The 23,535-nt window shown below is 65.7% G+C and carries 23 protein-coding genes; 8 read left to right on the top strand and 15 right to left on the bottom strand.

What is annotated here, in order from left to right:
• Positions 1 to 9: 9 nt before the first annotated feature.
• From SARO_RS09370 to SARO_RS09330, 9 genes are all read right to left on the bottom strand, one after another.
• The gene (locus SARO_RS09370; protein ID WP_011445521.1) at positions 10 to 543 is read right to left on the bottom strand and encodes a 2,4'-dihydroxyacetophenone dioxygenase family protein; all 534 of its coding nucleotides are present in this window, start codon (positions 541 to 543) and stop codon (positions 10 to 12) included.
• A gap of 7 nt (positions 544 to 550) precedes the next feature.
• Positions 551 to 1,087 carry a 2,4'-dihydroxyacetophenone dioxygenase family protein gene (locus SARO_RS09365; protein ID WP_011445520.1) on the bottom strand — a complete coding sequence of 179 codons (537 nt, stop codon included), beginning with the start codon at positions 1,085 to 1,087 and terminating at the stop codon, positions 551 to 553.
• A 25-nt stretch (positions 1,088 to 1,112) separates the two neighbouring features.
• A complete protein-coding gene (locus tag SARO_RS09360) occupies positions 1,113 to 1,646 on the bottom strand; it encodes a 2,4'-dihydroxyacetophenone dioxygenase family protein (protein WP_011445519.1) in 534 nt (177 codons plus the stop codon).
• 76 nt (positions 1,647 to 1,722) lie between these two features.
• A complete protein-coding gene (locus SARO_RS09355) occupies positions 1,723 to 4,284 on the bottom strand; it encodes a TonB-dependent receptor (RefSeq protein WP_041550967.1) in 2,562 nt (853 codons plus the stop codon).
• A 159-nt stretch (positions 4,285 to 4,443) separates the two neighbouring features.
• Positions 4,444 to 5,382 (bottom strand): helix-turn-helix domain-containing protein, encoded by a 939-nt coding sequence (locus SARO_RS09350; RefSeq protein ID WP_011445517.1) that lies wholly within the window; start codon positions 5,380 to 5,382, stop codon positions 4,444 to 4,446.
• A 16-nt stretch (positions 5,383 to 5,398) separates the two neighbouring features.
• Positions 5,399 to 6,676 carry an MFS transporter gene (locus SARO_RS09345; RefSeq protein ID WP_011445516.1) on the bottom strand — a complete coding sequence of 426 codons (1,278 nt, stop codon included), beginning with the start codon at positions 6,674 to 6,676 and terminating at the stop codon, positions 5,399 to 5,401.
• Positions 6,677 to 6,797: 121 nt separating this feature from the next.
• Positions 6,798 to 7,343 carry a VOC family protein gene (locus SARO_RS09340; protein ID WP_011445515.1) on the bottom strand — a complete coding sequence of 182 codons (546 nt, stop codon included), beginning with the start codon at positions 7,341 to 7,343 and terminating at the stop codon, positions 6,798 to 6,800.
• A gap of 58 nt (positions 7,344 to 7,401) precedes the next feature.
• Positions 7,402 to 8,442, bottom strand: coding sequence for a zinc-dependent alcohol dehydrogenase family protein (locus tag SARO_RS09335; protein WP_234007338.1), 1,041 nt, complete (start codon positions 8,440 to 8,442; stop codon positions 7,402 to 7,404).
• Between the two features lie 55 nt (positions 8,443 to 8,497).
• Positions 8,498 to 9,298, bottom strand: coding sequence for an IclR family transcriptional regulator domain-containing protein (locus tag SARO_RS09330; RefSeq protein WP_011445513.1), 801 nt, complete (start codon positions 9,296 to 9,298; stop codon positions 8,498 to 8,500).
• Positions 9,299 to 9,423: 125 nt separating this feature from the next.
• Between SARO_RS09330 and SARO_RS09325 the strand changes: the two genes are divergently transcribed.
• Genes SARO_RS09325 through SARO_RS09305 form a run of 5 tightly spaced genes read left to right on the top strand, consistent with a single transcriptional unit; the run spans position 9,424 to position 14,739 of the window.
• The gene (locus SARO_RS09325) at positions 9,424 to 10,644 is read left to right on the top strand and encodes a Tm-1-like ATP-binding domain-containing protein (protein WP_011445512.1); all 1,221 of its coding nucleotides are present in this window, start codon (positions 9,424 to 9,426) and stop codon (positions 10,642 to 10,644) included.
• 7 nt (positions 10,645 to 10,651) lie between these two features.
• Positions 10,652 to 11,095 carry an acetyl-CoA carboxylase biotin carboxyl carrier protein gene (locus SARO_RS09320; RefSeq protein WP_011445511.1) on the top strand — a complete coding sequence of 148 codons (444 nt, stop codon included), beginning with the start codon at positions 10,652 to 10,654 and terminating at the stop codon, positions 11,093 to 11,095.
• Between the two features lies 1 nt (position 11,096).
• Entirely contained in the window at positions 11,097 to 12,431 is a 1,335-nt protein-coding gene (locus SARO_RS09315; RefSeq protein ID WP_011445510.1) for an acetyl-CoA carboxylase biotin carboxylase subunit, read from the top strand.
• Positions 12,428 to 13,900 carry a biotin carboxyl carrier protein gene (locus SARO_RS09310; protein WP_011445509.1) on the top strand — a complete coding sequence of 491 codons (1,473 nt, stop codon included), beginning with the start codon at positions 12,428 to 12,430 and terminating at the stop codon, positions 13,898 to 13,900. The genes SARO_RS09315 and SARO_RS09310 overlap by 4 nt, the downstream gene beginning before the upstream one ends.
• On the top strand, positions 13,897 to 14,739 hold the full coding sequence (locus tag SARO_RS09305) for an HAD-IIA family hydrolase (protein ID WP_011445508.1): 843 nt from the start codon (positions 13,897 to 13,899) through the stop codon (positions 14,737 to 14,739). Before SARO_RS09310 ends, SARO_RS09305 begins: the two co-directional genes overlap by 4 nt.
• Positions 14,740 to 14,836: 97 nt before the next feature.
• Here the strand turns inward: SARO_RS09305 and SARO_RS09300 are convergent, their stop codons facing one another.
• Entirely contained in the window at positions 14,837 to 15,739 is a 903-nt protein-coding gene (locus tag SARO_RS09300; protein ID WP_011445507.1) for a DMT family transporter, read from the bottom strand.
• A gap of 282 nt (positions 15,740 to 16,021) precedes the next feature.
• On the opposite strand from SARO_RS09300, the gene SARO_RS09295 reads away from it, so the two are divergent.
• A complete protein-coding gene (locus SARO_RS09295) occupies positions 16,022 to 17,587 on the top strand; it encodes a CpaF family protein (protein WP_011445506.1) in 1,566 nt (521 codons plus the stop codon).
• Positions 17,588 to 17,599: 12 nt separating this feature from the next.
• On the opposite strand, the gene SARO_RS09290 is transcribed toward SARO_RS09295, so the two are convergent.
• Entirely contained in the window at positions 17,600 to 17,818 is a 219-nt protein-coding gene (locus SARO_RS09290; RefSeq protein ID WP_049759361.1) for a hypothetical protein, read from the bottom strand.
• Positions 17,819 to 17,878: 60 nt separating this feature from the next.
• On the opposite strand from SARO_RS09290, the gene SARO_RS09285 reads away from it, so the two are divergent.
• Positions 17,879 to 18,778, top strand: coding sequence for a DMT family transporter (locus SARO_RS09285; protein WP_041550268.1), 900 nt, complete (start codon positions 17,879 to 17,881; stop codon positions 18,776 to 18,778).
• Between the two features lie 89 nt (positions 18,779 to 18,867).
• The gene (locus SARO_RS09280) at positions 18,868 to 18,999 is read left to right on the top strand and encodes an entericidin A/B family lipoprotein (RefSeq protein ID WP_041550267.1); all 132 of its coding nucleotides are present in this window, start codon (positions 18,868 to 18,870) and stop codon (positions 18,997 to 18,999) included.
• Between the two features lie 77 nt (positions 19,000 to 19,076).
• Here SARO_RS09280 and gcvPB read toward each other — a convergent pair whose 3' ends face one another.
• From gcvPB to gcvT, 4 genes are read right to left on the bottom strand one after another with little or no spacing between them, the layout of a single operon-like run.
• Entirely contained in the window at positions 19,077 to 20,636 is a 1,560-nt protein-coding gene (gcvPB, locus tag SARO_RS09275) for an aminomethyl-transferring glycine dehydrogenase subunit GcvPB (RefSeq protein WP_011445503.1), read from the bottom strand.
• Positions 20,633 to 21,991: an aminomethyl-transferring glycine dehydrogenase subunit GcvPA gene (gene gcvPA / locus SARO_RS09270; protein WP_011445502.1), complete on the bottom strand. Its 1,359-nt coding sequence runs from the start codon at positions 21,989 to 21,991 to the stop codon at positions 20,633 to 20,635. Before gcvPA ends, gcvPB begins: the two co-directional genes overlap by 4 nt.
• Before the next feature lie 4 nt (positions 21,992 to 21,995).
• Entirely contained in the window at positions 21,996 to 22,367 is a 372-nt protein-coding gene (gene gcvH, locus SARO_RS09265; protein WP_011445501.1) for a glycine cleavage system protein GcvH, read from the bottom strand.
• Entirely contained in the window at positions 22,367 to 23,533 is a 1,167-nt protein-coding gene (gene gcvT / locus SARO_RS09260; protein WP_011445500.1) for a glycine cleavage system aminomethyltransferase GcvT, read from the bottom strand. Before gcvT ends, gcvH begins: the two co-directional genes overlap by 1 nt.
• Between the last annotated feature and the right edge of the window lie 2 nt (positions 23,534 to 23,535).

The following is a 23,535-nucleotide window of genomic DNA, read 5'->3' as shown; positions in this document are numbered from 1 at the left end:
CCACTGCCCTCAGAGATAGAGAGCGGGGTTGATGGCGATGCCGTTCTCGCGGCAGTAGGTCTCGTAGTGGTTCATGAACCACCACACGTCGAGCGTCTCCACGTGGTTGCCGTTCTCGTCGAAGAACTCGTTGGCGCCCTGCATGTGGAACAGCGCCTTCATGCCGTTCGGATCGTCGGTGACGAGCGTGTGGGCGGTGCCCGGCGTCTCGGTGATGAAGTCGCCGGGGCGGCACACCCAGTCGTACTCGAGGTAGCGGAACGAGCCTTCGAGCCCGACCGCCCAGACCTTGCCGCGGTGCTTGTGCGTACCGATCACGCCCGGACCCTTGATCCACAGCACGTTGACGTAGACGTTCTCGCGAACGTCGAACGCCAGGTGCCGGATCGCGGCATTGTCGCCGAACGGAACCCACGGGCTCTCCGCCTCCGACGAGCCGACGTAAGTTCCCTCGACGCCCTTCGCCCGGATCAGGTCCCCGTAGAGTTCGGGGACGCTGACGATCTTGTATGCGCCCGAAGGAGGCGCCTTCATCGTGCCCATGGCGGCCTCAGAGATAGAGCTTGGGGTTGATGGCGATGCCGTTCTCGCGGCAGTAGGTCTCGTAGTGGTTGATGAACCACCAGACGTCGGTGGTGTCGATCAGCACCGCGTTCTCGTCGTAGAACTCGATCGGACCCTGCATCCATCCGAACAGCTTGCAGCCCTGCGGATGATCGGTGACGAGGGTATGGCTCTCGCCCGGCGTTTCGAGGATCAGCCCGCCCGGCGTCGCCACCCAGTCATACTCGAGATAGCGCACACTGCCCTCGAGGCAGACCATGGTGATCGTGCCGCGGTGGAAGTGCGTGCCGATCACGCCCGGCCCCTTCACCCAGAGGATGTTCGAGAACAGGTTCTGCCGGACGTCGAACGCCAGGTGCTTGATCGCGGCATTCTCACCGAAGGGAACCCACGGGCTGTCGACGTCGGTCTGTGCGTCGATGTAGCGTCCACCGGGGCTCAGACGCTTGACCAGCTCCTTGTGAGCGAAAGGCACATCGACGATTTCTGCCTTGTCGGAAGGCGGTGCGGTCATCACGGTCATGTCAGGCGTCCTCTAGGTATCGTTTTCAGCGGATCAGGGTGTCGACGTAATCGGCGCCGATGCCGACCTTGTCATAGTGCTCGCGCGCGGCCTTCATGTAGTCGAACACGTCGTAGTGGCCGACCGTGTTGCCTTCCTCGTCGAGCCACATGAGCGGCCCCGAGACGACGAAGAACACCTTCATCGGATCCTCGTGCTCATAGCAGACCAGCGTATGGCTCTCGCCCGGCGTCTCGTAGACGAAGTCGCCAGCGGTCGCGGTCCAGCTATGCTCGAGGTAGGCCCACTTGCCGCTGATCGTGTAGGCCCAGATGGGATGCGGGTGATAGTGGCGGTTCACCAGGCCCGCCTTCTTGCTCATCAGCACGTCGGCCCACATGTTCTTGGCCGGGCTGATCCAGACGGGCTTCGAAAACACCGTCTCCGAGATCGGTACCCAGTACCGCTCGTCGCCCTCGGCGATCTTGGGCATGTAGACTTCCGGAAGCCCGCCTTCGCGGAAAACCTTGTCGACCGGCTTGATGTCCTTCCAGAATTCCGTGTGCGCCGCTTCAGGCATCGTCTCTCTCCAAGCATTACGGTGCGCGGGCGGGACCGCGGGGAAAACGCCCCCGCCCGCGCATCCGTTCACATCATCAGAACTCGAAACCGAGCCTGACGTACCATTCGGCCGGACGGCTGTAGGTGCCGTAGATCTGGCCGCCCGCGATCTGGGCCTGACCGGTCACCAGATAGCGTTCGTTGGTGATGTTGGTCCCGCCGACCGTCAGGTTCCACTGGTTGTCGGGAGCCTGGTACTGCAGGCTGGCGTTGACGATGTCGGTCGTCGGACGCAGCAGCAGGATGGTGCCTTCGGTATCGTTGCGCATGCCGGTGGTGTGGGTCCAGTCGGCCAGGGCTACGATCTTGCCGTTGCCCACTGCCACTTCATAGCGCGGCGAGACGTTGAACTTCCACTCCGGAGCCTTGGGCAGGGCCGACCCCTTCTGCACGCCGAGCTGGAACGGGTTGGGCGCAACCTGCGCCGGCGCCAGCACGTTGGTGTAGTAGGCGTCGAGGTAGCCCGCCGAAGCGGTGATCGTGAAGCCATCGGCCGGGGCGGCAACCGCCTCGATCTCGAAGCCCTTGATCCGCGCGTCGCCTGCGTTCTGGATGGTCGGCGAAACGCCCTGCTGGAAGTTGAGCTGGATGCCCTTGTACTTGGTCGTGAACACCGCTGCATTCAGCTGCAGGCGACGGTCAAGCAGCGTCGACTTGACGCCAGCCTCGAAGGTCTCGGCAACTTCCTCGCCGAAGGTCGGCGCGACCGGCAGCGGGTTGGACAGGCGCGTCGTCCAGCCACCCGTCTTGTACCCGCGCGAGAACGAGCCATAGGCCATGACGTCTTCGGTCGGGTGAAGCTGGAGGCCCAGCTTGTACGAGAAGTCGTCGAAGGTCTGCTTGTTCGGCGAAGTTGGATAGTAGCGGAACGGTTCCGACGGGATCGGGAAGCCGACGCCCGCGGCGCATTCCGCGCTCGGGTTGCCGGTCGCCGGGTCCAGCGCCATGCAGTTGAACAGCTTGTAGTTGAAGCCGTTGATGTCCGACTGCGCACCGTCGTAGCGCTTGTTCTCCTTGGTGTAGCGCGCGCCCACCGAGATACCGATGAGGTCGTTCACGCGCCAGTCGACCTGACCGAACCCGGCATAGGCCTCGGTGTCGACCTTGCCCGGACCGTCAACCTGCAGCAGGCCGGCCGAGAAGGTCACGAAGTCGCGCAGGTCGCCGTTTTCCTTGAAGCCATAGCCGCCGAGCACGAAGTTCAGGGCGCCGTCCATTGCCGAACCGGTAAGCTGGACTTCCTGGCTGAACTGGTACTGGTCGACGATGAAGCTCGTCTGGAGGATCGGCAGCGGCGAGTTGTCGAGGTCGACGCCTGCCTTGAAGTCCACTTCGCGATACGACGTGATCGACTTCAGCGCGATGTTGTCAGTCAGGTCGTACTCGAGGTTGAGACCAAGGCCCCACTGCTTCAGCTTCGAGAAGTTGTTGCCGTTGGCGTAGCTGACGTCCTTGTCGGTGTTCACCCAGCGGCCGTCGTAAGGCAGCAGGTCGTTGTACGGGTCACCGTCGACGTTGCGGCTGGCGAGACCCGGCAGGGTCAGGTAGCCGTTGACGCTCGAACGCGGGCCGCACAGGTTGGTCGCATTGCGGTCGGCGATCTGCTGTGCGGTGGCTCCAATGCAGAAGTTGTAGAGACCTGCGAACAGGAAGCCCGAGCTGCCGGTGACGACGTCAAGCGCGGTGCCCGGAATGTTGTTCTCGGCAACGCCCGCGAACGGCCCCGGGATCGGGGTGACGGCAAGCACGGTGTTGGCCGTCGAATCCTGGTCGATGTTGGTATAGTCGGCGCTGAAGGTGGCGCGGAACTTGCCGCCGTCGTCCCAGCGCAGCTTGCCGCGCAGGTTCCACGAATTGTCGCCCCCCTGGCGGCTGCGGGTTTCGTAGCCCGAAGCCGGGAACAGTGTGAAGCTGTCGTTCGCGCCGGGATCGGAATAGGCGACGCGCTTCTGGAAGCCGTCGCGCTTGTGCAGACCGAAGGCAACCGACGAGCTGAGGCCCGGAGCCAGCGGAATGTCGACCAGCCCGCGCGCCTGGATGCGGTTGAAACGGCCAACCGTGACGTCGCCCTTGGCATGGAATTCGTCACCGGGGTTGTGGGTCACGATCGAGATCGCGCCGCCGATGGTGTTGCGGCCGAACAGCGTGCCCTGCGGGCCCTTCAGGACTTCGATGCGCTCGACGTCGAGCAGGTCCTGGTTCGCGCCGATCGAACGGCCAAGGTAGACGCCGTCAAGATAAACGCCGACAGCGGGGTCGATGTTGAAGGCGAAGTCCGACGAACCGATGCCGCGGATGGTCGCACCCAGCACCGCGCTCGAACCGGAGAACGGGGTCGATGCGTCGAGCGTCACGTTGGGGGTGATGCCGGAAAGCGCCGAAACGTCGCCCACGGCGCGTTCCTGCAGTGCACCGGCGGTAAACGCGGTGATGGCGATCGGCACGTCCTGGACGTTTTCCGCGCGCTTCTGCGCGGTCACGACGATCTCGGCGATGCCACCGCTGCGGGTGTCGTCGGCCTGGGCCTGGTCCTGCGCAAAGGCAGGTGCGGCGATCGCTGTCGCGAGCGCTGCGATGGAGATCGATGCAAATCTCATGTTGGTCTCTCCCTGTTGATTCTTGCTGCTGGCGCCGGGCATCCCGGCCCCGGCCTCACGCAGGCATGTCTACCGACTGCCTGCCCCTTCCGCTTGCACTGGTGCGCAACCGGATCAGGACTGCCGCGCAAGCCTCATATTGCGCGGCAAGCCCATGATTCATGATGACATCCTTCCCAATCGCCAGTCGCGCGGCGCCGCGCCGAACTGCTGGCGGAAACACCGCGTGAAGTAGGCGCTGTCGTTGAAGCCCAGTTCGAAGGCGATCTCCGTGATGCTGGCGTCGGGCCTTCCAACGAGCCGGTCCGCCGCGCGGCGAAGGCGCTGCTCGAGAATGTACGCGGTCGGCGTCGTACCCATTGCCGCGAACACGTTCTGCACCGTGCGAACCGAGATGTTGCAGGCATCGGCGATCGATGCCGTGCGCAGCGCGGGGTCCTCCAGGCTGGAGGAGACCATTGCCAGCACCTTGCGTCGCAAGTCGGCCTCGCCAACCTCGGCGTTCGGGCGCTGCGCCCCGCGCATCGCCATCGCCGCAAGGTCATAGAACACCGCGTTCACGCCGACTTCCCATTCGGGGTCTTCGGCGGCCCGTTCACCCTGCTGCCACAACGAAAGCAGGAAGTCGTGGAACACGCGTCCGCCGGGCGACGCACCGCACATGCGCTGCAACAAGGCATCGTCCACGCCGGGAAACCGCTCCGCCAGGGGCGCGCGCGGGAACTCGACGACCAGCATCTCGTGCCCGGTCAGCTTGATCGAATAGGGAATGTGCGGGCTCGCCAGTACGAAGTCGCCCGGCTCGAGCGCGCATTCGGCCTGCTTCTGCATGTGCTGGCTGGTGCCGCGGCATTGCAGATGCAGGATCAGCCTTTCGTCGTCCTGCGCGATGGGGGTGCGGCCGACCCCGGAATGGGTCGAATCCGTACGGATCATGTCGAGTTCGCCGACGCGCCACGACAGCATCCGGCCGCTGAAATCCTCGCCCGGAACGTTGACGAACGTGCCCGTGAAGACCCGGTCGGCAATCTCGTTCCAGTAGCGCGCCCGGTCCTGCGGAGCGACGTCCTGCGTATGAAACTTGAGAAGCGCACCCATGTCTCTTCTCCCGTTGTCAGGTCCCGGCTGCCAAGGCCGGGGTTAGGCGCCGCGCCACCACGCGCGGTGCGGATTCGATCAGTCCCAGCGTCAGCATCCCCGCCAGAACCGTGCACACCAGCATCAGCCAGAGCGGAGCCGAAAGGCCGTAGGAGTCGGCCAGCGCGCCTGCGAAGAACGGGCTCAGCACGCCGCCAAGCACCTCGCCCGTGCCCATGACGACGCCGGTCAGCGTCGCCGTCAGGCGCGGGTCCACCGATTCCGCCGGGATGGTCGCCATGAACATCGGAAACAGACCGTTCAGGCCCCATCCGATGAAGAAGATCGCGGCCAGCACCAGCGTCGAGCCCTGGTAGTACAGCGCGCCGAGTGGAAGGATGACGCCCAGGAACGAGAAGAAGATCATGACGGGACGCCGTCCGATGGCATCGGAAATGGCCGGCACCACGAAGCTGCCGATACCCGCCGAAATCCCCAGCGTGGCCATCAGCCAGCCCATCGTCTCGGGCGCGAAGCCGCGTGCCTTGGTCAGGTAGAGAGGCATGAATGCCCAGCACACGACGAGGTATGACACGAGCAGGATCGCGATCAGCGCACACAGGATCACGTTGCGGTGGGCGAAGGCCTCGCGCAGCGTCACCTTGGGCGTCGCCTCGTCATGGACCTCGGCCGGCGGCTCACGCAGGGTGAACCAGATAAGCGCCGCCGTGACGAGGCCCGGCAGGGCGGCAAGATAGAAACCCGTCCGCCAGCCCACTGCCGCCGCGACCGGGACCAGCAGGATCGGCGCGAGGCCCGAGCCCAGCAGGTTCGACCCGAGGTTCTGCGCGACGCCCATGGCAAGCCCACGGCGTTCGGGCGCGACTTCCGAAACGATCATCGCGTGGCTGACCGGCATCACGCCGCCTTCCGCCGCGCCCATCAGGAGGCGCGCCCCCAGAAGCATCAGGAATGACGAGGCCGCGCCTGAGATGAACGAGCACAGGCAGAATGCGATCGTCGCGATCACGACGACTGGCTTCTTCGACCCCAGCTTGTCCGATATCCGCCCGACCAAAAGCCCCGAAAGCGCCCATGTCAGCGACAGGGCGGAACTGAACATGCCGACCTGGGTATTGGTCAGCTTCAGGTCCGGCTGCACGAACGGCATGAGGAAGTTCACCGCGTTGCGGTCGAAGAACAGGATGCCGAAGTTGAGGCTGAGCAGGGCGGTCACCCAGATCTGGTAGCCCTTCCCCCTTGCCTGTCCGGCGCCGGTACCCTGTCCGGCATCGCCCATGTGGTCGTCCCGCATCCCGTTCTCCCCATCCCGTCCTGGGCGGTCCATCTTGCCGCCTTTCCGTAGCGTCCTAGTCCGTCGTCGCCGTCCTCTCTTGCATTGGCGCGCAGCCCGATGCGGACCAGCGCGCAAGTCGTCAGATAAAGGGCCGCACCGGATCGCTGCCGTCCCAGTCGAGCGAGGCCTGCCACATCCGCGTGAAGTGCCCGTCCATTCCGGGGGTTGCGGGGATCAGTTCGAGGAAGCCCGGTGCCGCCCCGTTTCCGCCCTCGAGATAGGCGACGCTTCCGCCGGTCGGCACGGCGGCCTTGAAGGCCAGTTCATATCCGCGCGAAAGGTAGTCCCGCAGCGCGGCCTCGACGTCCTCGCAGGCGATGCCGAAGTGATGGAAGCCGTAGCCCCGCTTCTCCACCGTCTCGCGATAGACCGAGGGATTGCCGTCGAGCGGCTGGATCAGTTCGATCTGCATGTGGCCGGCAAAGCCCATCGCGATGGTCACGTCCGCCGTCGACGGCGCGCCACGATAGAACTGGTCCGGTCCGAGGAAGTGGTCGAGCAGGAAGAACGGCCCCGCCGCGCAATCCTTCTGGAAGTGCGCGATCGAGGCGTGGACGTCCTCCACCACGAACGCGGTCTGCATCACGCCGCCGAAAGGCTGGCCAAATCCGAGCAAGCTCGCCATCGATTTCCTCTCCTGCGCCGCCACCTCTATGGGCAGTCGGCGCGACAATCATACTGCATCAAAGGGTTATTGCGACCTTCCCGAAGAGCCCCGGCGAAGATTGATAGGAATAGGCATCCATTGCCTGCTCGATGGGGAACGCCCGGTCGACGACCGGCTTGATGCCGTGCGCGTCGATGAAGGCGTTGAGACGTTCGGCCATGCCCTTCGAGCCGACGAAGATCCCGCGGATCGATGCGCCCTTGAACATCAGCCCGTGCGGGTTGGTGTCACCCTCGCGCGTCAGCACGCCGATCAGCGCGATCTCGCCGGCGAAGCCGACCGCCGCGATCGACTGCGAAAGCGTGCCCGCCCCGCCAACCTCGACGACCTTGTCCACCCCGCCGCCGGCAAGCCGGGCCGCTTCCGCGCCCCATTCGGGCGTCGTGCGGTAATTGATCACATGGTCCGCGCCGAGCGCCTTGACCCGCTCCAGCTTCTCGTCCGACGAAGACGTCGCGATCACCGTCGCTCCTGCGGCCTTGGCGATCTGCAAGGCCAGCAGCGACACGCCGCCGGTGCCCAGCACCAGCACGCTGTCGCCTGCCTTCACAGGACGCGGGCCTTCCATCAGCGCGTTCCAGGCAGTGACGCCGGCGCAGGGCAGGCATGCCGCCTCGGTATAGTCCAGCGTCGCGGCAAGGCGCACGACACCGTGCTCGGGCAGCACGACGTAATCCTGAAGCATCCCCTGCGCCGGCGGCGCGCCCAGCGCGGGGCCCACGCCGGGGTTCGGCGGACCGTCGTTCCAGTTCTGGAAGAAGAGCCCGGCCACCCGGTCGCCGACCTTGAACGAGGAAACACCCTCACCCACCGCTACGATTTCGCCCGCGCCATCGGAAAGCGGCACAGTGTCATGCTGCACCACGCCGCCCATGTAGAAGCCCAGGGGAATGATCTGGTCGCGATAGTTCAGCGAGCAGGCATGAACCCGTACCAGCACCTCACCCGCACCCGGTTGCGGGACCGGCACGTCGCCCATTCTCAGATCGTCGAGCGAGGTCGACCCCTTCGCAACAAGCCATTGGCGCATCGTGTTCTTCTCCCTTCCGGCGATCATCGCCCATTCGCCGGCAGGAATTAATCAGTCAGACAAACAGATTTCACCTAGTGAACTAATTCGGGTTCATCTCCAGCGCCCTGCCGATGGCGCGGGCCGTGGCCTTCAGCGCATCGAGATGCCGCTGGACCACCGCCTCGTCTGCGCCACGACGCCCCGGCCAGGTCACGTTGATCGTGGCAATGGGCGCTCCGGCAACCATGATCGGAACCGCCATCGACCGCCGCCCGTCGCGCAGCACGAGCTGCTTCGACCGGTCCGGCCAGGGCAGCAGCGGATCGCGGGTCGCATAACCGCGCTGGCGCACCTGAAGCAGCATCTGGCGAAGTTCCGCCTCGCTTCCCTCAGGCGGATTGCGCGGGCGCAGCCGGTCGATGATCGAATCGCGCTCGGCATCGCCGCAGGCCGCCAGATAGGCGCGCCCGGTCGCGGTATGGATGTAGGACAGCTTCACGCCGACCGGTCCGAGAATCGCCGAATCGAGCTTGAACAACGGGCTGTTGGTCTCGAGGATTTCCATGTGATCGAGCCGCGGCGCGGCCAGCACCGATGGCCAGGCCACCCGCGTGGAAAGCGCCTTCATGTGCGGCGAGGCAATTTCGGCGATGTGCGAGGAAGACGTCACCGGCGCCCGTTCGACCCGGTCCACGTGCGGCAGATAGGCACCGTCCGCAAGCCTCTGCCACACCAGCCCCTTCTGGCCCAGCGTCACCAGCATGCGCAAAAGCGTTGCCTTTGGCAGGCCCGTGGCGAGGTGCAGTTCGTGCAGGCTGGCGGCCTTGCGCGTCTGCACTTCGATCAGCACGTCCAGCCCACGTTCGAGCGCGCGCACGGTCTTGACCCTGCGTTCCAGCATCCTTCCGGCTCCCATTCCGCTCATGGCGGCGATTTATGCGTTTCACCTTATGGAACGTAAAATCCCGAAAGCCTCGTGCAAAGTCAACCGCAGTGTCGCAGCAATAGGGAACGGAGAGGAAAACAATGACCGACAAGCCCAGCGTCCTGTTCATCTGCACGCAGGATACCGAGGAAGAGGAAGCCCGCTTCACCCGCGCCGCGCTCGAGGCGGCGGGCGTCGAAGTCGTCCACCTCGATCCCAGTGTCCGCCGCTCGCTCGGCGGGGCGGAAATCTCGCCGGAAATGGTCGCCCAGGCCGGCGGAATGACCATCGAGGAAGTCCGCGCCCTCGGCCACGAAGGCAAGTGCCAGGACGCGATGATCCGTGGTGCCATCGCCGCCGCGCACGAATGGGACGCCAGACACCCCGTCTCCGGCATTCTCGCGGTCGGCGGCTCGATGGGCTCGGCGCTTGCCGGTGCGCTCATGCAGAGCTTCCCCTATGGCCTGCCCAAGCTGATCGTCTCGACCATGGCCTCGGGCTTCACCAAGCCCTACATGGGCGTGAAGGACATCGCGATGATGAACGCGGTGACCGATATCTCGGGCATCAACACGATCAGCCGCGACGTCTTCCGCAACGCTGCCAACGCCGTTGCCGGAATGGCGAAGGGCTACGACCGCGACAAGGGCCCCGAAAAGCCTCTCGTCCTCATCACCACGCTCGGCACGACGGAAACCAGCGTGAAACGCATCCGCCAGGCACTGGAAAGCGATGGCTGCGAAGTCATGGTCTTCCATTCCTCCGGCGCGGGCGGCCCCACGCTCGACGGGCTCGCCGCCGACAAGGACGTGGCGCTGGTCCTGGACCTTTCCCCGACCGAGATCCTCGACCACCTCTTCGGCGGCCTGGCTGATGCCGGTCCGGATCGCGGGCGCGCGGCCCTGCGCAAGGGCATCCCGACGATCCTTGCCCCCGGCAATGCCGATTTCATCATCGGCGGTCCGATCGACGCCGCGGAAGCGCAGTTTCCAGGCCGGCGCTACCACCAGCACAACCCGCAGCTCACCGCAGTCCGCACCAACGTCGCGGACCTTCGGAAGCTGGCCGATCACCTTGCCGCCAACGTGCGCGAGGCCAAGGGCCCGGTCCGGGTCTTCACCCCGCTCAAGGGCTTTTCCAGCCACGACAGCGAAACGGGCCACCTGCTCGACCTCTCGGTGCCGGGACCCTTCGCCGAATATCTCGCCAGCGTCATGCCAGGTCACGTGCCGGTGACCGCCGTGGACGCCCATTTCAACGACGAAGCCTTCTCCAGCGCGGTCATTGCCGCCGCGCGCGAGATGCTTGCCGCAAAGAACTGACCGGACCATGACCGACGACCTGCCCCTGACCCACGAAGACATTGCCGAGATCGCCGCGATTCTCGAAAAGTCGGGCTATCGCGAACTCGATCTCGCCACCCGCCGCTTCCGCCTCAAGGTCGCCAGGGGCGATGGCGGCGACGGCGTCACGCAGGAATGGCAATGGGCAGGATCGGCTGCCGATGTCGTTGCCGAAAGCGCAGCCACCGAAGCCGACCCCGATGCCATCTGTTCGCCGCTTCCGGGCACCTTCTACCACGCACCGCAGCCCGGCGCGCCGCCTTTCGTCCAGCCCGGCGATGTCGTCGGCCCTGAAACCGTCATCGGCATTGTCGAGACGATGAAGCTGATGAACCCGGTCCATGCCGGGCGCAGCGGCACGGTCGGCGCGATGCTGGTCCCCAACGGAACGCTTGTCGCCAAGGGCGAAGCGCTGGTCCGGCTGACCTGACATGATCCGCAAGCTGTTCATCGCCAATCGCGGAGAGATCGCTCTCCGCGTGATCCGCACCGCGCGCGCCATGGGGATCGAAACCGTCCTTGGCGCATCCGAGGCCGATGCCTCCTCGCTCCCGGCCAAGCTTGCCGACCACGTTGCGATCGTCGGCCCCGGCCCCTCGTCGCAGGGCTATCTGTCGATTGAACGCGTCGTCGATGCAGCGGTCAGGTCCGGCTGCGACGCGGTCCACCCGGGCTATGGCTTCCTTTCCGAAAACGCCGGTTTCGCCCGTGCGGTCGCTGCCGCCGGCATCCGCTTCGTCGGGCCGGACATCGCGACGCTCGAAGGCATGGGCGACAAGCTCGCTGCCCGCGCTCTCGCGGTCGAGGCGGGCCTGCCCGTCCTCCCCGGCGGCGAGGCCGCGACCCGCGCCGATGTCCACGCCCGCGCCACGGAGACCGGCTACCCGCTCCTGCTCAAGGCGGTTGCGGGCGGCGGCGGCAAGGGCATGCGCCGGGTTGACCGACCCGAAGACCTCGATGCCGCGCTCGACATGGCCCAGGCCGAAGCGCAGGCCGCGTTCGGCAACGGCGCGGTCTATGTCGAACGCTTCGTCGCGCGCGGACGCCATGTTGAAGTCCAGCTTCTTGGCGACGGAACCAACGCCATCCATCTCGGCACGCGCGACTGCTCGATCCAGCGCCGATTCCAGAAGCTCGTCGAGGAAGCACCCGCTCCCGCCATGCCGCTCGCCTCGCGCGAGGGCATCGAACAGGCCGCGGTCCGCCTCGCCCGTCATCTCGGCTATCGCGGCGCCGGCACTGCCGAGTTCCTCGTCGATGCCGAGGACTTCTCGTTCTATTTCCTCGAACTCAACGCGCGCATCCAGGTTGAGCATCCGGTGACCGAGGCGATCACCGGCGTCGACCTCGTCGAGCAACAGCTTCTTGTCGCCATGGGCAAGCCCCTGTCGCTGACCCAGGCGATGGTCCGCCCCAACGGGCATGCCATCGAGGTGCGCATAAACGCCGAAGATCCCGACGCGGACTTCCGCCCCTCCCCCGGCCGCGCAACCCGCGCCGCCTGGCCCGCAGGCGAAGGCGTCCGGGTAGACACCCACATCGGCCTCGGGGGTGAAGTGCCGCCGTTCTACGATTCGCTCATGGGCAAGCTCATCGTCCACGGCGCAACCCGCGAACAGGCGGTCGAGCGCCTTCGCAAGGCTCTGGATTCACTGCACATCGAAGGCCTGCCGACCACCGCACCGCTCCACCGCCGCATCGTCCTCGACCCGCGCTTCGTCGCCGGCGGGGTCGACACCGGCTTCCTGACAGGACTTGCCCAATGACCGAGATCCGTCTCGTCGACGTCACCATGCGCGATGGCAACCAGAGCCTTTGGGGTGCCACCGGCCTCAACACCGCGCACATGCTCCAGGCGGCGGCGCTGACCGAGGCCTGCGGCTTCCGTGCGATCGACTTCACCTCGTCGAGCCACATGGCCGTGGCCGTGCGCTACTTCCAGAACAACCCGTGGGAACGCCTGCGCCGCATGGCCGCAGCCATGCCCACCACGCCGCTCCAGTTCATCACCACGGGCCTGCGCTTCATCGCCTGGCAGCAGGCCGATCCAGAATTCATGCGCCTGGTATACCGCGCCTTGCAGGCCAACGGCGTCGGCCGGTTCGTGCTACTCGATCCGATGCACGAAGTGCCCGCGGTGATCGAGGCTGCCAAGCTGGTGAAGGAAGAAGGCAACGCCGAAGTAATGGCGGCGCTCACCTTCACTCTTTCCGAGATCCACACCGACCAGTTCTACGCCGACTTTGCCCGCGCCGTCGGGCAGAGCCCGAACATCGACCTGTTCTACATCAAGGACCCTGCCGGACTTCTCTCGGTAGACCGCGCCCGCACGCTCGTGCCAGCGGTGAAGGCCGTGATCGGCAATCGCCCGCTGGAAATCCACGCCCACACCACTGTCGGCCAGGGCATGATGGCGAGCCTCGAAGCGGCGAAGCTCGGCATTTCCGCCATCCATGTCGGCGTCGGACCGGGCGGTGACGGTTCGTCGTTGCCCGAAGCCAACCGCATGGTCGCAAATCTCGAGGAGGCGGGCTTTTCGGTCGGCGTGGACAAGGCGGCGCTGAAGCGCCTCACCACCTATTGGGAGCGCGTCGCGCTGGCGGAGGGGCTTCCGCCCGGCACTCCGCAGAACTTCGACGCCAGCTTCCTGCGCCACCAGATCGCGGGCGGCGTGATGACCACCATCGCCCGCCAGCTCGACGAACTGGGCCTGTCCGACAGGATGGGCGCGGTGATCGAGGAGACCGGGCAGGTCCGCGCCGATCTGGGCTTCCCGATCATGGTCACGCCGTTCCCGCAGATGGTCATGACCCAGGCCCTGTTCAACGTGATCGGAGAGCGGCGCTATGCGCAGGTCTCGGACCAGGTGATCCGCTATTGCATGGGCAAGTTCGGCAAGCCCACGTCGCCCGTGGACCGCGAGGTGCTGGCAACGATCATGGACCGCCCCCGCTCGCGCGAGCTTGAGGACGAGCCCATGTTCCCCGCCCTTGGCGACCTGCGCCGCCAGTTCGGCAGCCATCTGCCGGACGAGGAATTCCTGCTGCGCGCGGTCATGCCCGGCGAACAGGTCGATGCAATGCTCGCCGCCGGCCCGTCGCGCGCCACCTACTCGCCACAGGCCGCCCCCATCCTCTCGTTGCTGCGCCAGCTTGCCGCAAGGCCTGACGCCCGCGACATCGTGATCGAACGCGAAGGCTTCCGCCTTGCCCTCCATGCCGGAGCATCCCTTTGACATTTTCCCCGGAATTCAAGGCCCGTCTCAAGGACGCGGCCGGTTTCATCTTCGACATGGACGGCACCATCGCGCTGGGCGACGCCAAGAGCGGCGGCCACCGCGCCCTGCCCCATGCCATCGAAGTCCTTGAAACGCTCAAGGCCGCCGGTACGCCGTTCGTGGTCTTCACCAACGGCACCGCAAAGCCCCCGGCGGCCTATGCCAACTCCTTGAGGAACGCAGGCTTTCCCGTGGAAGACAGCCAGATGCTGACGCCCTCGTCCTCGGCGGCGGTGTGGCTGGGCAAGGTCGGCATGGGCAAGGTCCGCGTCCTCGGAAACCCCGGTTGCGCCGCCCCGCTGATCGACGTCGGCCTCGAGGTCGTCGGCCCCTCGCAGGAGGCGGACGGCGTCGAGGCGGTCTACACGGGCTGGTTCCGCGAGTTCGATTTCAACGCCCTCGAGGCCGCCTGCCACTCGTTGTGGAACGGCGCGAAGCTGGTGACCGCCAGCAACGTCCCGTTCTTCGCCACCGAGAACGGCCGCGCGATCGGCGCGAGCTTTCCCATCAACGCCATGCTGACGGCCATGACCGGAAAGCGCCCGCGCATTCTCGGCAAGCCGTCGCGAGTTGCGTTCGAGACGGCGATGTCCATCATGGGCCTGCCGCGTTCCGCGGCGAAGAACGTCGTCGTCGTTGGCGACGACCCGGCCCTCGAGATGCGGATGGCGAACGCCGTCGGTGCACACTCGGTCGGACTCGCGACGGGGATCATGGGCGGCGATGCGGCTCTTCCGGAAAAGGATCGGCCCTCGGCGCTGCTAAAGGACCTGCGCCCCCTGCTGGAGGCGCTTTGATCGCCGCCGCGTGTGGTTAGGTGCTTTTAGGTGCTTTTAGGTGCCGTTCGGGTCATTCACCCGCATTTCCGCCTTGAAGTGCTGTATTCATTCACAATCAGTCGGTCATCGTCGGCTCTTCGGGTGCGCGGCCCGCTCTCCACAGGTAGAGCCCCGCGCCCACGATGATGACCGCCCCGGCAGCCGCAACCCCGTCCGGCCGCTCGCCGAACAGGCCCCAGCCCAGCACACCGGCCATGAGAAGCTGGACGTAGGTCATCGGCGCGATCGTGGCTGCGCCGGCACGCGTCGTCGCCATGTAGATAAGCGCATGGGCCGTGCTGGCACTGACCGCGATGAGCGCGCACTTGGCGATCACGGACATTGCCGGAACCTGGACCGCGAAGAAGGCCACCCCGCTGAAATGGCCGGACAATGTGGCGATGCAAAGGAACAGGCTGCCGATCAGCGCGACGTTGAACTGCATCGAAAGCGCGCTCCCCATTCCGGCCACCTTGCGGTTCGCGATAATGAGCAGCGCCATCCCCGTCGCGGAGACCATGGGCAGCAGCGCTGCAAGGCCCAGCAGGCCGAAGTTCGGGCGCAGGATCAGCAGCACGCCGCCGAATGCCACGATGCTGGCGATCCAGGTCTCGCGTCGCAGCGGCTCCTTTAGCAGCACTGCTGCAAGAAGCGCCGTAATCATCGGGCTCGTAAAGGAAATCGCGGTCGCCTCTCCAATCGGCATCAGGTGCACGGCGCTGAAGAACGACATGGCCGACATCGCCACGCAGAAGCCCCGCAACACCTGCCAGCGCGGCTTCGGAAACGCGAAGCCCGAAGGCCCTTCGCGAAGCAGCAGTACGATCCCCAGGCCGACTGCGCCGAAGACGTAGCGCAGCGCGCCGATCGCGGTTCCCGGCCACATGCCCGCCATACTCTTGACCACCGCATCGCCGACCGAAAGCAGGGCAAAGCCGAGAAGCGCGAAAATCAGCGCGGATCTGTGACTGTCTTGCAAGCGCGACGTTCCCTGGAAAGCGCCGGAGGGCACCGGCTGCCGATTGTTACATCCCCGGCAGGGGCTCTAGTCGCCTTCGACTTCTCGCTCCACACAGAAATGCGGTAAAAACCGGATGTTACCGAACCTGTTTCAATCTGGCAGCAACCATTTCGTAAACCGTCCGCATAAACGATTTTCTAACCATGACCCGCGCATAGACCGCCATCTGCCGTCAACGGTTAGCCTTTCATAAAAGATTGGCGCGTAGAAAAATCGGCAGATGGACGGGAAGATTGCACGATGAGCGCTTTCGGGCGAAAGAACGGCATTGCAGGCAATTCCGGCGGAGGTCGCCCCTCGTTCGGCGTGGCCCGCCCGATGCGTGGAGGCGAAGCCGGGGCCACGGGCGCCGCGCCGTCGTCGGCTTCCACGCCGATGCCCGTCCCGATGCCCATGCCGATGGGAGGGGACCAGTTCCCGCCGATCCCGTCGATGGAGGACATGGACGCCCCGTCGAGCGCGGCTGCCCTGAAGGCCGATGCGCTGTCGCGCCTGGCGGACCGCGCCAACGCGGTTGCCGAGGGCAATTACCAGGCCGAAGGGTTCGAAGCCTCGGTCCACAAGATCAAGGAACAGGTGCTGCCGCGCCTGCTCGAGCGCGTCGATCCGGAAGCGGCCGCGACCCTGACCAAGGACGAGCTGTCCGAGGAATTCCGGCCGATCATCATGGAAGTGCTGGCCGAGCTGAAGGTCACGCTGAACAGGCGCGAGCAGTTCGCGCTGGAAAAGGTGCTGATCGACGAGCTGCTCGGCTTCGGTCCGCTGGAAGAGCTGCTCAACGACCCGGACGTTTCCGACATCATGGTCAACGGACCTGAGCAGACCTACATCGAAAAGAAGGGCAAGCTGCAACTTGCCCCGATCCGTTTTCGCGACGAAAGCCACCTGTTCCAGATCGCCCAGCGCATCGTCAACCAGGTCGGCCGCCGCGTCGACCAGACCACGCCGCTGGCCGACGCCCGCCTCAAGGACGGCAGCCGCGTCAACGTGATCGTGCCGCCGCTGTCGCTGCGCGGCACCGCGATCTCGATCCGCAAGTTCTCCGAAAAGCCGATCACGATCGACATGCTGCGCGACTTCGGCTCGATGTCGGACAAGATGGCGACCTGCCTCAAGATCGCCGGCGCAAGCCGCATGAACGTGGTCATCTCGGGCGGTACCGGTTCGGGCAAGACGACGATGCTCAACGCCCTGTCGAAGATGATCGACCCGGGCGAGCGCGTGTTGACCATCGAGGACGCGGCCGAACTCCGCTTGCAGCAGCCGCACTGGCTTCCGCTGGAAACGCGTCCGCCGAACCTTGAAGGCCAGGGTGCGATCACCATCGGCGACCTTGTGAAGAACGCGCTGCGCATGCGTCCCGACCGCATCATCCTGGGCGAAATCCGTGGCGCAGAATGCTTCGACCTTCTGGCGGCGATGAACACCGGCCACGACGGGTCGATGTGCACGCTTCACGCCAACAGCCCGCGCGAATGCCTTGGCCGTATGGAAAACATGATCCTGATGGGCGATATCAAGATCCCCAAGGAGGCCATCAGCCGCCAGATCGCGGAATCGGTCGACCTGATCGTTCAGGTCAAGCGCCTGCGCGATGGTTCGCGTCGCACGACCAACATCACCGAAGTGATCGGGATGGAAGGCGACGTGATCGTGACGCAGGAACTGTTCAAGTTCGAATATCTGGACGAGACCGACGAAGGCAAGATCATCGGCGAGTTCCGGTCCTCCGGCCTGCGCCCATACACTCTTGAAAAGGCGCGCCAGTTCGGGTTCGACCAGGCCTATCTCGAGGCCTGCCTCTAGGCCGTAAACGGCCTAGGCCGCGAACCACTCCCGCGCCGCGAGGCCGAGGAGAATACAGGCGGCAAGGAAGGCGATCAGGTAGATCACCGTCCACGGCATGAACCCGACCGCATCAAGGTTGACGCGGCGCATGCGGCGACGCTCTGCCCAGACCGCAAGCATCGCTATGGCGAGGGCCAGCGCGCCGGCGCTTGCGTGAAACTCCCAGATGCGCGCGAACCAATCTTCCATGGCCCGCCAGATGGGCAAGGAAAGGGTTGATCGCAAGCCCTCATGTCCTATGGGCTTGCCATGTCTTCGCACGACCGACCGATGCTCGCCCTGGCGCTGCGCCTCGTCGCAACGGTGCTGTTCTCGGTCATGCTTCTCTTGGTCAAGCTTACCGGAGAGCGAGGCATTGCCTTGCCTGAAACGCTGTTCTGGCGGCAAGCGCTGCCCGCAGTCTCGATCTTCGTGTGGTTGCTGTCGCGCGGACAACTGTACCGGCTGAAGACCAGGCGTCCATGGATTCATGCCCGGCGTGCCCTGATCGGCGGCACCGGCATGTTCCTGACGCTGGGCGTCGTGCGCCTGCTGCCGCTGGCCGAGGCGACCATCCTGGGCTTCACCACGCCGATGTTCGCCGTCATCCTTTCGGCGTTGATGCTGAAGGAGAAAGTCGGCGTTTGGCGGTGGACCGCAGTGATGATGGGCCTCGTCGGCGTCGTCATCATCGCGGGTCCGGACACAGGCAGCCTGCCGCTGTTCGGCGTCGCCGTCGGCATTGGCGCGGCCTTCATGGTGGCGCTGGTGACAGTCCAGGTGCGCGATCTCGGTCGGACCGAGGAGCCACTGACGGTCGTGTTCTACTTCTCCGCGTTCAGCGCGCCGGTGCTCGCGCTCGGCCTGCTGAGCACGGGCGCGCACCACGATACGACGGGCTGGCTGATGCTTGGCGGCATCGGCCTCACCGGCCTATTCGCGCAGATCGCGATGACTGCCTCGCTACGCTATGGCTCGGTGTCGAGCGTGATCGTGGTCGATTACGTCCAGCTTGCGTGGGCGACGTTCTGGGGCTGGCTGATCTTCAACCACCTTCCTCCCGCGACAACGTGGATCGGCGCGCCCGTCATCATCGGAGCGAGCCTTCTGATCGCCTGGCGCGAACACGTGCTTGCGAAGGCAAGGGTGCCTGCCCGATCGGCCCCGTGACGGAACCGGGCCATCGGTCCGGCGTTCTTCCTCTCGTCCAGTCCGTGAGGCGCCCCGCGCCTTACCTGAAAGTTCGAAAGGTGAGTACCATGATCCGCAAGATCGTCTTTGCCACCATGATGGGTGGCCTTCTGCTTGGCGCCACTGCCTGCAACACCGTGAAGGGTGCCGGCCAGGACCTCGAGTCCGCGGCCAACGCAGGCGAGGAAGCCATCAACTGACGCCGGCAAGATGCCGACAGGAAACAAGGGCCGTCCCGGCAAGCCGGGGCGGCCCTTTTCCGTTCCCGTCAGGTCGTTCAGGCCTGGCTGGACCAGACCAGCCTGGGCTTGCGCGCCGCCAGCGTTTCGTCGAGCCGGCGCCGGGGCGCGAGATGCGGCGCCGACTTGAGCGCCTCGTCCCCTGCCCGCGCGCGTTCGGCCAGCGAGCGCATTGCGCCGATGAACTGGTCGAGCCCGGCCTTGCTCTCGGTCTCGGTCGGCTCAACCAGCATCGCGCCGTGGACGACCAGCGGGAAGTACACCGTCATCGGGTGATAGCCCTCGTCGATCAGGCCCTTGGCAAGATCGAGCGTCGAGAAGCCTTCGGCAAAGCCGTCGTCCGAGAACAATGCCTCGTGCATGCACGGGCCCGCCGCGCCGAACGGAGCATCGAGAACGTCGTCGAGGCTGCGCAGGACATAGTTGGCGTTGAGCACGGCATCGCCCGAAACCTGGCGCAGTCCGTCCGCTCCGTGGCTCAGGATATAGGCGAGCGCACGGGTGAACATGCCCATCTGGCCGTGGAACGCGCACATCCGGCCGAAAGCCTGGGGGTGTTCCTCATGCGCGTGTTCCTCCTCGATCAGCCGGATCGAACCGTCCGCCTGCCGCGCCGTGAACGGCAACGGACCAAAGGGCGAAAGCGCTTCGGAAAGGACCACCGGTCCCGAACCCGGACCGCCGCCGCCGTGGGGCGTCGAGAAGGTCTTGTGCAGGTTGATATGCATCGCGTCGACGCCGAGATCGCCCGGACGAACGCGCCCGACGATCGCGTTGAAGTTCGCACCGTCGCAATAGACATAGCCGCCCGCGGCATGGACCGCATCGGCAATGACCTTGAGATCGCGCTCGAACAGGCCACAGGTGTTGGGGTTGGTGATCATCACCCCGGCGATGTCCGGCCCCAGGCGCGCGGTGAGCGCGGCGGTATCGACGCGGCCATCGGGCGTGGCTGGGATGTTCTCGACCTTGAACCCGGCGAAGGCGGCGGTGGCGGGGTTGGTGCCGTGCGCGCTTTCGGGAACAAGGATCACGTTGCGCGGATCGCCCTTCGCTTCCAGCGCGGCGCGGATGCACAGCAGCCCGCACAGCTCGCCGTGGGCACCGGCCTTGGGCGTCATGGCGACGCCGTGCATGCCGGTCAGTTCGATCAGCCAATGCGCCAGCTCGTTGATGACGCCAAGCGCGCCCTGCACCGTCTGGACGGGCTGAAGCGGGTGGACATCGGCAAAGCCGGGCATGCGCGCGACCTTTTCATCAAGGCGCGGATTGTGCTTCATCGTGCACGAGCCGAGCGGAAACAGCCCGAGATCGATCGCATAGTTCTGGCGCGAAAGGCGGGTGTAGTGGCGCACGGCCTCCGGCTCCGACAGGCCCGGCAGGTCCGGCCGTTCAGCGCGGGCGAGCGGGCCCAGCGCGGAAAGGTCGATCCCGTCCGTTTCGGGGAAGTCCACGCCCGAACGGTCGGCCTGGCCGAGTTCGAAGATGAGCGCTTCCTCGAGTTGCAACGCGCGGTTGCCGGTAAAGGTCTGGACGCCGCCTGCAGGCACGTTCTCGCCCATCGAAGGGCGCCAACCGGTGGGGTTGATCGCGTTCATGCCAGCACCTCCTTCAGCGCGGCAACAAGGGCCGCGATATCCTCGTCCGTCGTGCATTCGGTGGCGGCAACGACCATGCCGTTCGCCAGCGCCGCTTCCTGTGGATAGAGACGGCCGAGCGAAACGCCGCCGAGGACATGCCGGTCGGCAAGATCGCGGACAATCTGCCGCGCGTCGTGTGGCAGCGCCACGGTGAACTCGTTGAAGAAATGGCTGTTGACCACTTCGATCCCGGATACCTGCGCCAGCGCCGCCGCCGTCTTGCGCGCGGCAAGGTGGCTGAGCCTTGCCATGTCGGCGAGGCCCGAACCGCCAAGCAGCGTCAGGTGGATCGAGAACGCCAGCGCGCAAAGGCCGGAGTTGGTGCAGATGTTGCTCGTCGCCTTCTCGCGGCGGATATGCTGCTCGCGCGTGGAAAGCGTAAGCACGAAGCCTCGCTTGCCGTCGGCATCCACGGTTTCGCCGCAGAGGCGGCCCGGGATCTGGCGCAGGTACTTCTCGCGACAACCGAACAGGCCAAGGTAGGGCCCGCCGAACTGGAGGCCGACGCCAAGCGACTGCCCCTCGCCCACGACGATGTCCGCGCCGAGGCTGCCCGGGCTTTGCAGGACGCCAAGGGCGACGGGTTCGGTGACGACCGTGATCAGAAGCGCGCCTTGCGCCTGCGCGGCGGCTGCGATCTTCGCCAGGTCGGGGATGCGTCCCAGAATGTCCGGGTACTGCACGACGACGCAGGAAGTCTCGCCATCGATCCTGGCGACGAGCGCATCGTCATCGGGCGCGGCGGTAAGCACCGGTGCGCTGGTATCCAGAACGTCGCCGGTGAACCTGGCCATCGTCCGCGCGGTCTCGACATAGTGCGGGTGCAGGCCGCCCGAAAGCAGGGCCTTGCCGCGCTTGGTGATGCGGCCTGCCATGGCAATCGCTTCCCAGCACGCGGTCGAGCCATCATAGAGCGATGCGTTGGCGACATCGGTGCCGAACAGCCGCGCGACCTGGGTCTGGAACTCGAACAGGACCTGGAGCGTGCCTTGCGCGATTTCGGGCTGGTAGGGCGTGTATGCCGTCAGGAACTCGCCGCGCTGGATCATGTGATCGACGGTGGCGGGGACATGGTGGCGATAAGCGCCAGCGCCGAGGAAGAACGGCACCGATCCGGCCGTCACGTTGTTGGCGGAAAGGCGCGCCATGTGGCGCTCGACCGCCATCTCGCTGGCATGGTTCGGCAGGCCGGCGATGGGCGCGGAAAGCCGCGCTTCGGCGGGAACGTCGGCGAACAGCTCGTCGACGGAACCCGCGCCGACGACCGAGAGCATGGCGCTCCGGTCGGCGTCGGTCAGGGGAAGATAACGCATCGTGTCAAAGCTCCGCGACGTAGGCCTGATAGGCAGCCTCGTCCATCAGGCCGTCGAGTTCGGCGGCATCGGCCAGGGTCATCTTCCACAGCCAGCCCTCGCCTTCAGGGTCGGTGTTGACCAGTTCGGGCTGCTCTTCGAGCGCGGCATTGGCGAGAGTGACCTTGCCCGAAACCGGGGCGTACACGTCCGACGCGGCCTTGACGCTGTCCACCACCGATGCGCTGTCGCCCTTGCCGACTTCGCTGCCCTCGCCGGGCAGTTCGACGAAGGTGATGTCACCGAGCTGGCTCTGTGCGTAGTCGGTGATGCCGACGGTCGCTTCGCTGCCCTCGACCGCGATCCATTCGTGGTCCTTGGTGAAATAGCGGGTCATCAGGCGGCTCCTTTGCGGTGATAACGGTGGGGAACGAAAGGCATGGACACGACGCTGGCGGCGAGCTTGCGTCCGCGCACGTCGATGGAAAGGGCGGTGCCCGGCGCGGCCAGATCGACCGGCACATAGGCCATGGCGATGGGCCGCTCGAGGCTGGGCGAGAAACCGCCGGAGGTGACGGTGCCGACTTCGGCGTCGTTCGAAAGCACTGTCGCACCTTCGCGCGCGGCCATGCGGCCCTCGATGGCGAGGCCGACGCGGCGCGTGGCGGCGCCGCTGGCGATCAACGGCAGGACCTTGTCGGCCCCGACGAAGCCGCCCTCGTTGCGGCGGCGCTTGTTGATGCCGAACAGAAGGTCCGCGCTGACCGGATCGACCGTGTCGGTCATGTCGTGGCCGTAGAGCGGAAGGCCGGCTTCAAGGCGCAGGCTGTCGCGCGCGCCAAGGCCGATGGTCTTCACCTGCGGCTGCGCGCAGATCAGGTCCGCCAGTTCCGCGGCCTTGGTCGAGGGGACGGAGATTTCGAACCCGTCCTCGCCGGTGTATCCCGAGCGGCTGATCCACGCATCCACGCCGCCCAGCCTGAATGCCGCGCCGCGCATGAAGGTGAGTGCCGAGAGCGGTTGCTCGCCCTTTACCAAGGGCTCCAGCGCCGCGCAGGCGGCCGGGCCCTGGAGCGCGAAGAGCGCGTTGTCTTCGAGGTGGTTGAGCGTCACCTCGTCCGGCAGGTATTCGCGCAGGTGGCCGATATCGTCCCACTTGGTCGCGCCGTTGACGACCAGGTAGAAGCCGGTGCCCCAGCGCGTGACCATCAGGTCATCGAGTATCCCGCCGTCTTCGTTCAGCAGTAGCGAGTAGCGCGCCCCGCCGAGCGGAAGCGTGGACAGGTCGATCGGCAGGATGGCTTCGAGCGCGGCCTCAGCGCCTTCACCCGAAACGTAGATTTGGCCCATGTGCGAAACATCGAAAAACCCGGCGCTCTCGCGGGTCCAGAGATGCTCGGCGATGATGCCCCCGCCTTCTCCGTTGTATTGGACCGGCATCCAGTAGCCGGCGAAATCGACCATGCGACCGCCGCGTGCGCGGTGCCACTGGTCGAGCGGCAGGGCCAACGGACCGGTCGGCACGTCGGGATCAAGGTCTGGGTTTTCGTATGTGTCGCTCACAA

The organism is Novosphingobium aromaticivorans DSM 12444, from assembly GCF_000013325.1.
In the GTDB taxonomy this organism is placed as follows: Bacteria; Pseudomonadota; Alphaproteobacteria; order Sphingomonadales; family Sphingomonadaceae; genus Novosphingobium; species Novosphingobium aromaticivorans.
This window is presented reverse-complemented; position numbering and strand designations above follow the sequence as displayed.

Bases quoted from the DNA above. Each gene is read 5' to 3' on its own strand.
- SARO_RS09370 (WP_011445521.1), bottom strand. From the start codon at position 543: ATGGGCACGATGAAGGCGCCTCCTTCGGGCGCATACAAGATCGTCAGC.
- SARO_RS09365 (WP_011445520.1), bottom strand. From the start codon at position 1,087: ATGACCGTGATGACCGCACCGCCTTCCGACAAGGCAGAAATCGTCGAT.
- SARO_RS09360 (WP_011445519.1), bottom strand. From the start codon at position 1,646: ATGCCTGAAGCGGCGCACACGGAATTCTGGAAGGACATCAAGCCGGTC.
- SARO_RS09355 (WP_041550967.1), bottom strand. From the start codon at position 4,284: ATGAGATTTGCATCGATCTCCATCGCAGCGCTCGCGACAGCGATCGCC.
- SARO_RS09350 (WP_011445517.1), bottom strand. From the start codon at position 5,382: ATGGGTGCGCTTCTCAAGTTTCATACGCAGGACGTCGCTCCGCAGGAC.
- SARO_RS09345 (WP_011445516.1), bottom strand. From the start codon at position 6,676: ATGCGGGACGACCACATGGGCGATGCCGGACAGGGTACCGGCGCCGGA.
- SARO_RS09340 (WP_011445515.1), bottom strand. From the start codon at position 7,343: ATGGCGAGCTTGCTCGGATTTGGCCAGCCTTTCGGCGGCGTGATGCAG.
- SARO_RS09335 (WP_234007338.1), bottom strand. From the start codon at position 8,442: ATGATCGCCGGAAGGGAGAAGAACACGATGCGCCAATGGCTTGTTGCG.
- SARO_RS09330 (WP_011445513.1), bottom strand. From the start codon at position 9,298: ATGCTGGAACGCAGGGTCAAGACCGTGCGCGCGCTCGAACGTGGGCTG.
- SARO_RS09325 (WP_011445512.1), top strand. From the start codon at position 9,424: ATGACCGACAAGCCCAGCGTCCTGTTCATCTGCACGCAGGATACCGAG.
- SARO_RS09320 (WP_011445511.1), top strand. From the start codon at position 10,652: ATGACCGACGACCTGCCCCTGACCCACGAAGACATTGCCGAGATCGCC.
- SARO_RS09315 (WP_011445510.1), top strand. From the start codon at position 11,097: ATGATCCGCAAGCTGTTCATCGCCAATCGCGGAGAGATCGCTCTCCGC.
- SARO_RS09310 (WP_011445509.1), top strand. From the start codon at position 12,428: ATGACCGAGATCCGTCTCGTCGACGTCACCATGCGCGATGGCAACCAG.
- SARO_RS09295 (WP_011445506.1), top strand. From the start codon at position 16,022: ATGAGCGCTTTCGGGCGAAAGAACGGCATTGCAGGCAATTCCGGCGGA.
- SARO_RS09290 (WP_049759361.1), bottom strand. From the start codon at position 17,818: ATGGAAGATTGGTTCGCGCGCATCTGGGAGTTTCACGCAAGCGCCGGC.
- SARO_RS09285 (WP_041550268.1), top strand. From the start codon at position 17,879: ATGTCTTCGCACGACCGACCGATGCTCGCCCTGGCGCTGCGCCTCGTC.
- SARO_RS09280 (WP_041550267.1), top strand. From the start codon at position 18,868: ATGATCCGCAAGATCGTCTTTGCCACCATGATGGGTGGCCTTCTGCTT.
- gcvPB (WP_011445503.1), bottom strand. From the start codon at position 20,636: ATGAACGCGATCAACCCCACCGGTTGGCGCCCTTCGATGGGCGAGAAC.
- gcvPA (WP_011445502.1), bottom strand. From the start codon at position 21,991: ATGCGTTATCTTCCCCTGACCGACGCCGACCGGAGCGCCATGCTCTCG.
- gcvH (WP_011445501.1), bottom strand. From the start codon at position 22,367: ATGACCCGCTATTTCACCAAGGACCACGAATGGATCGCGGTCGAGGGC.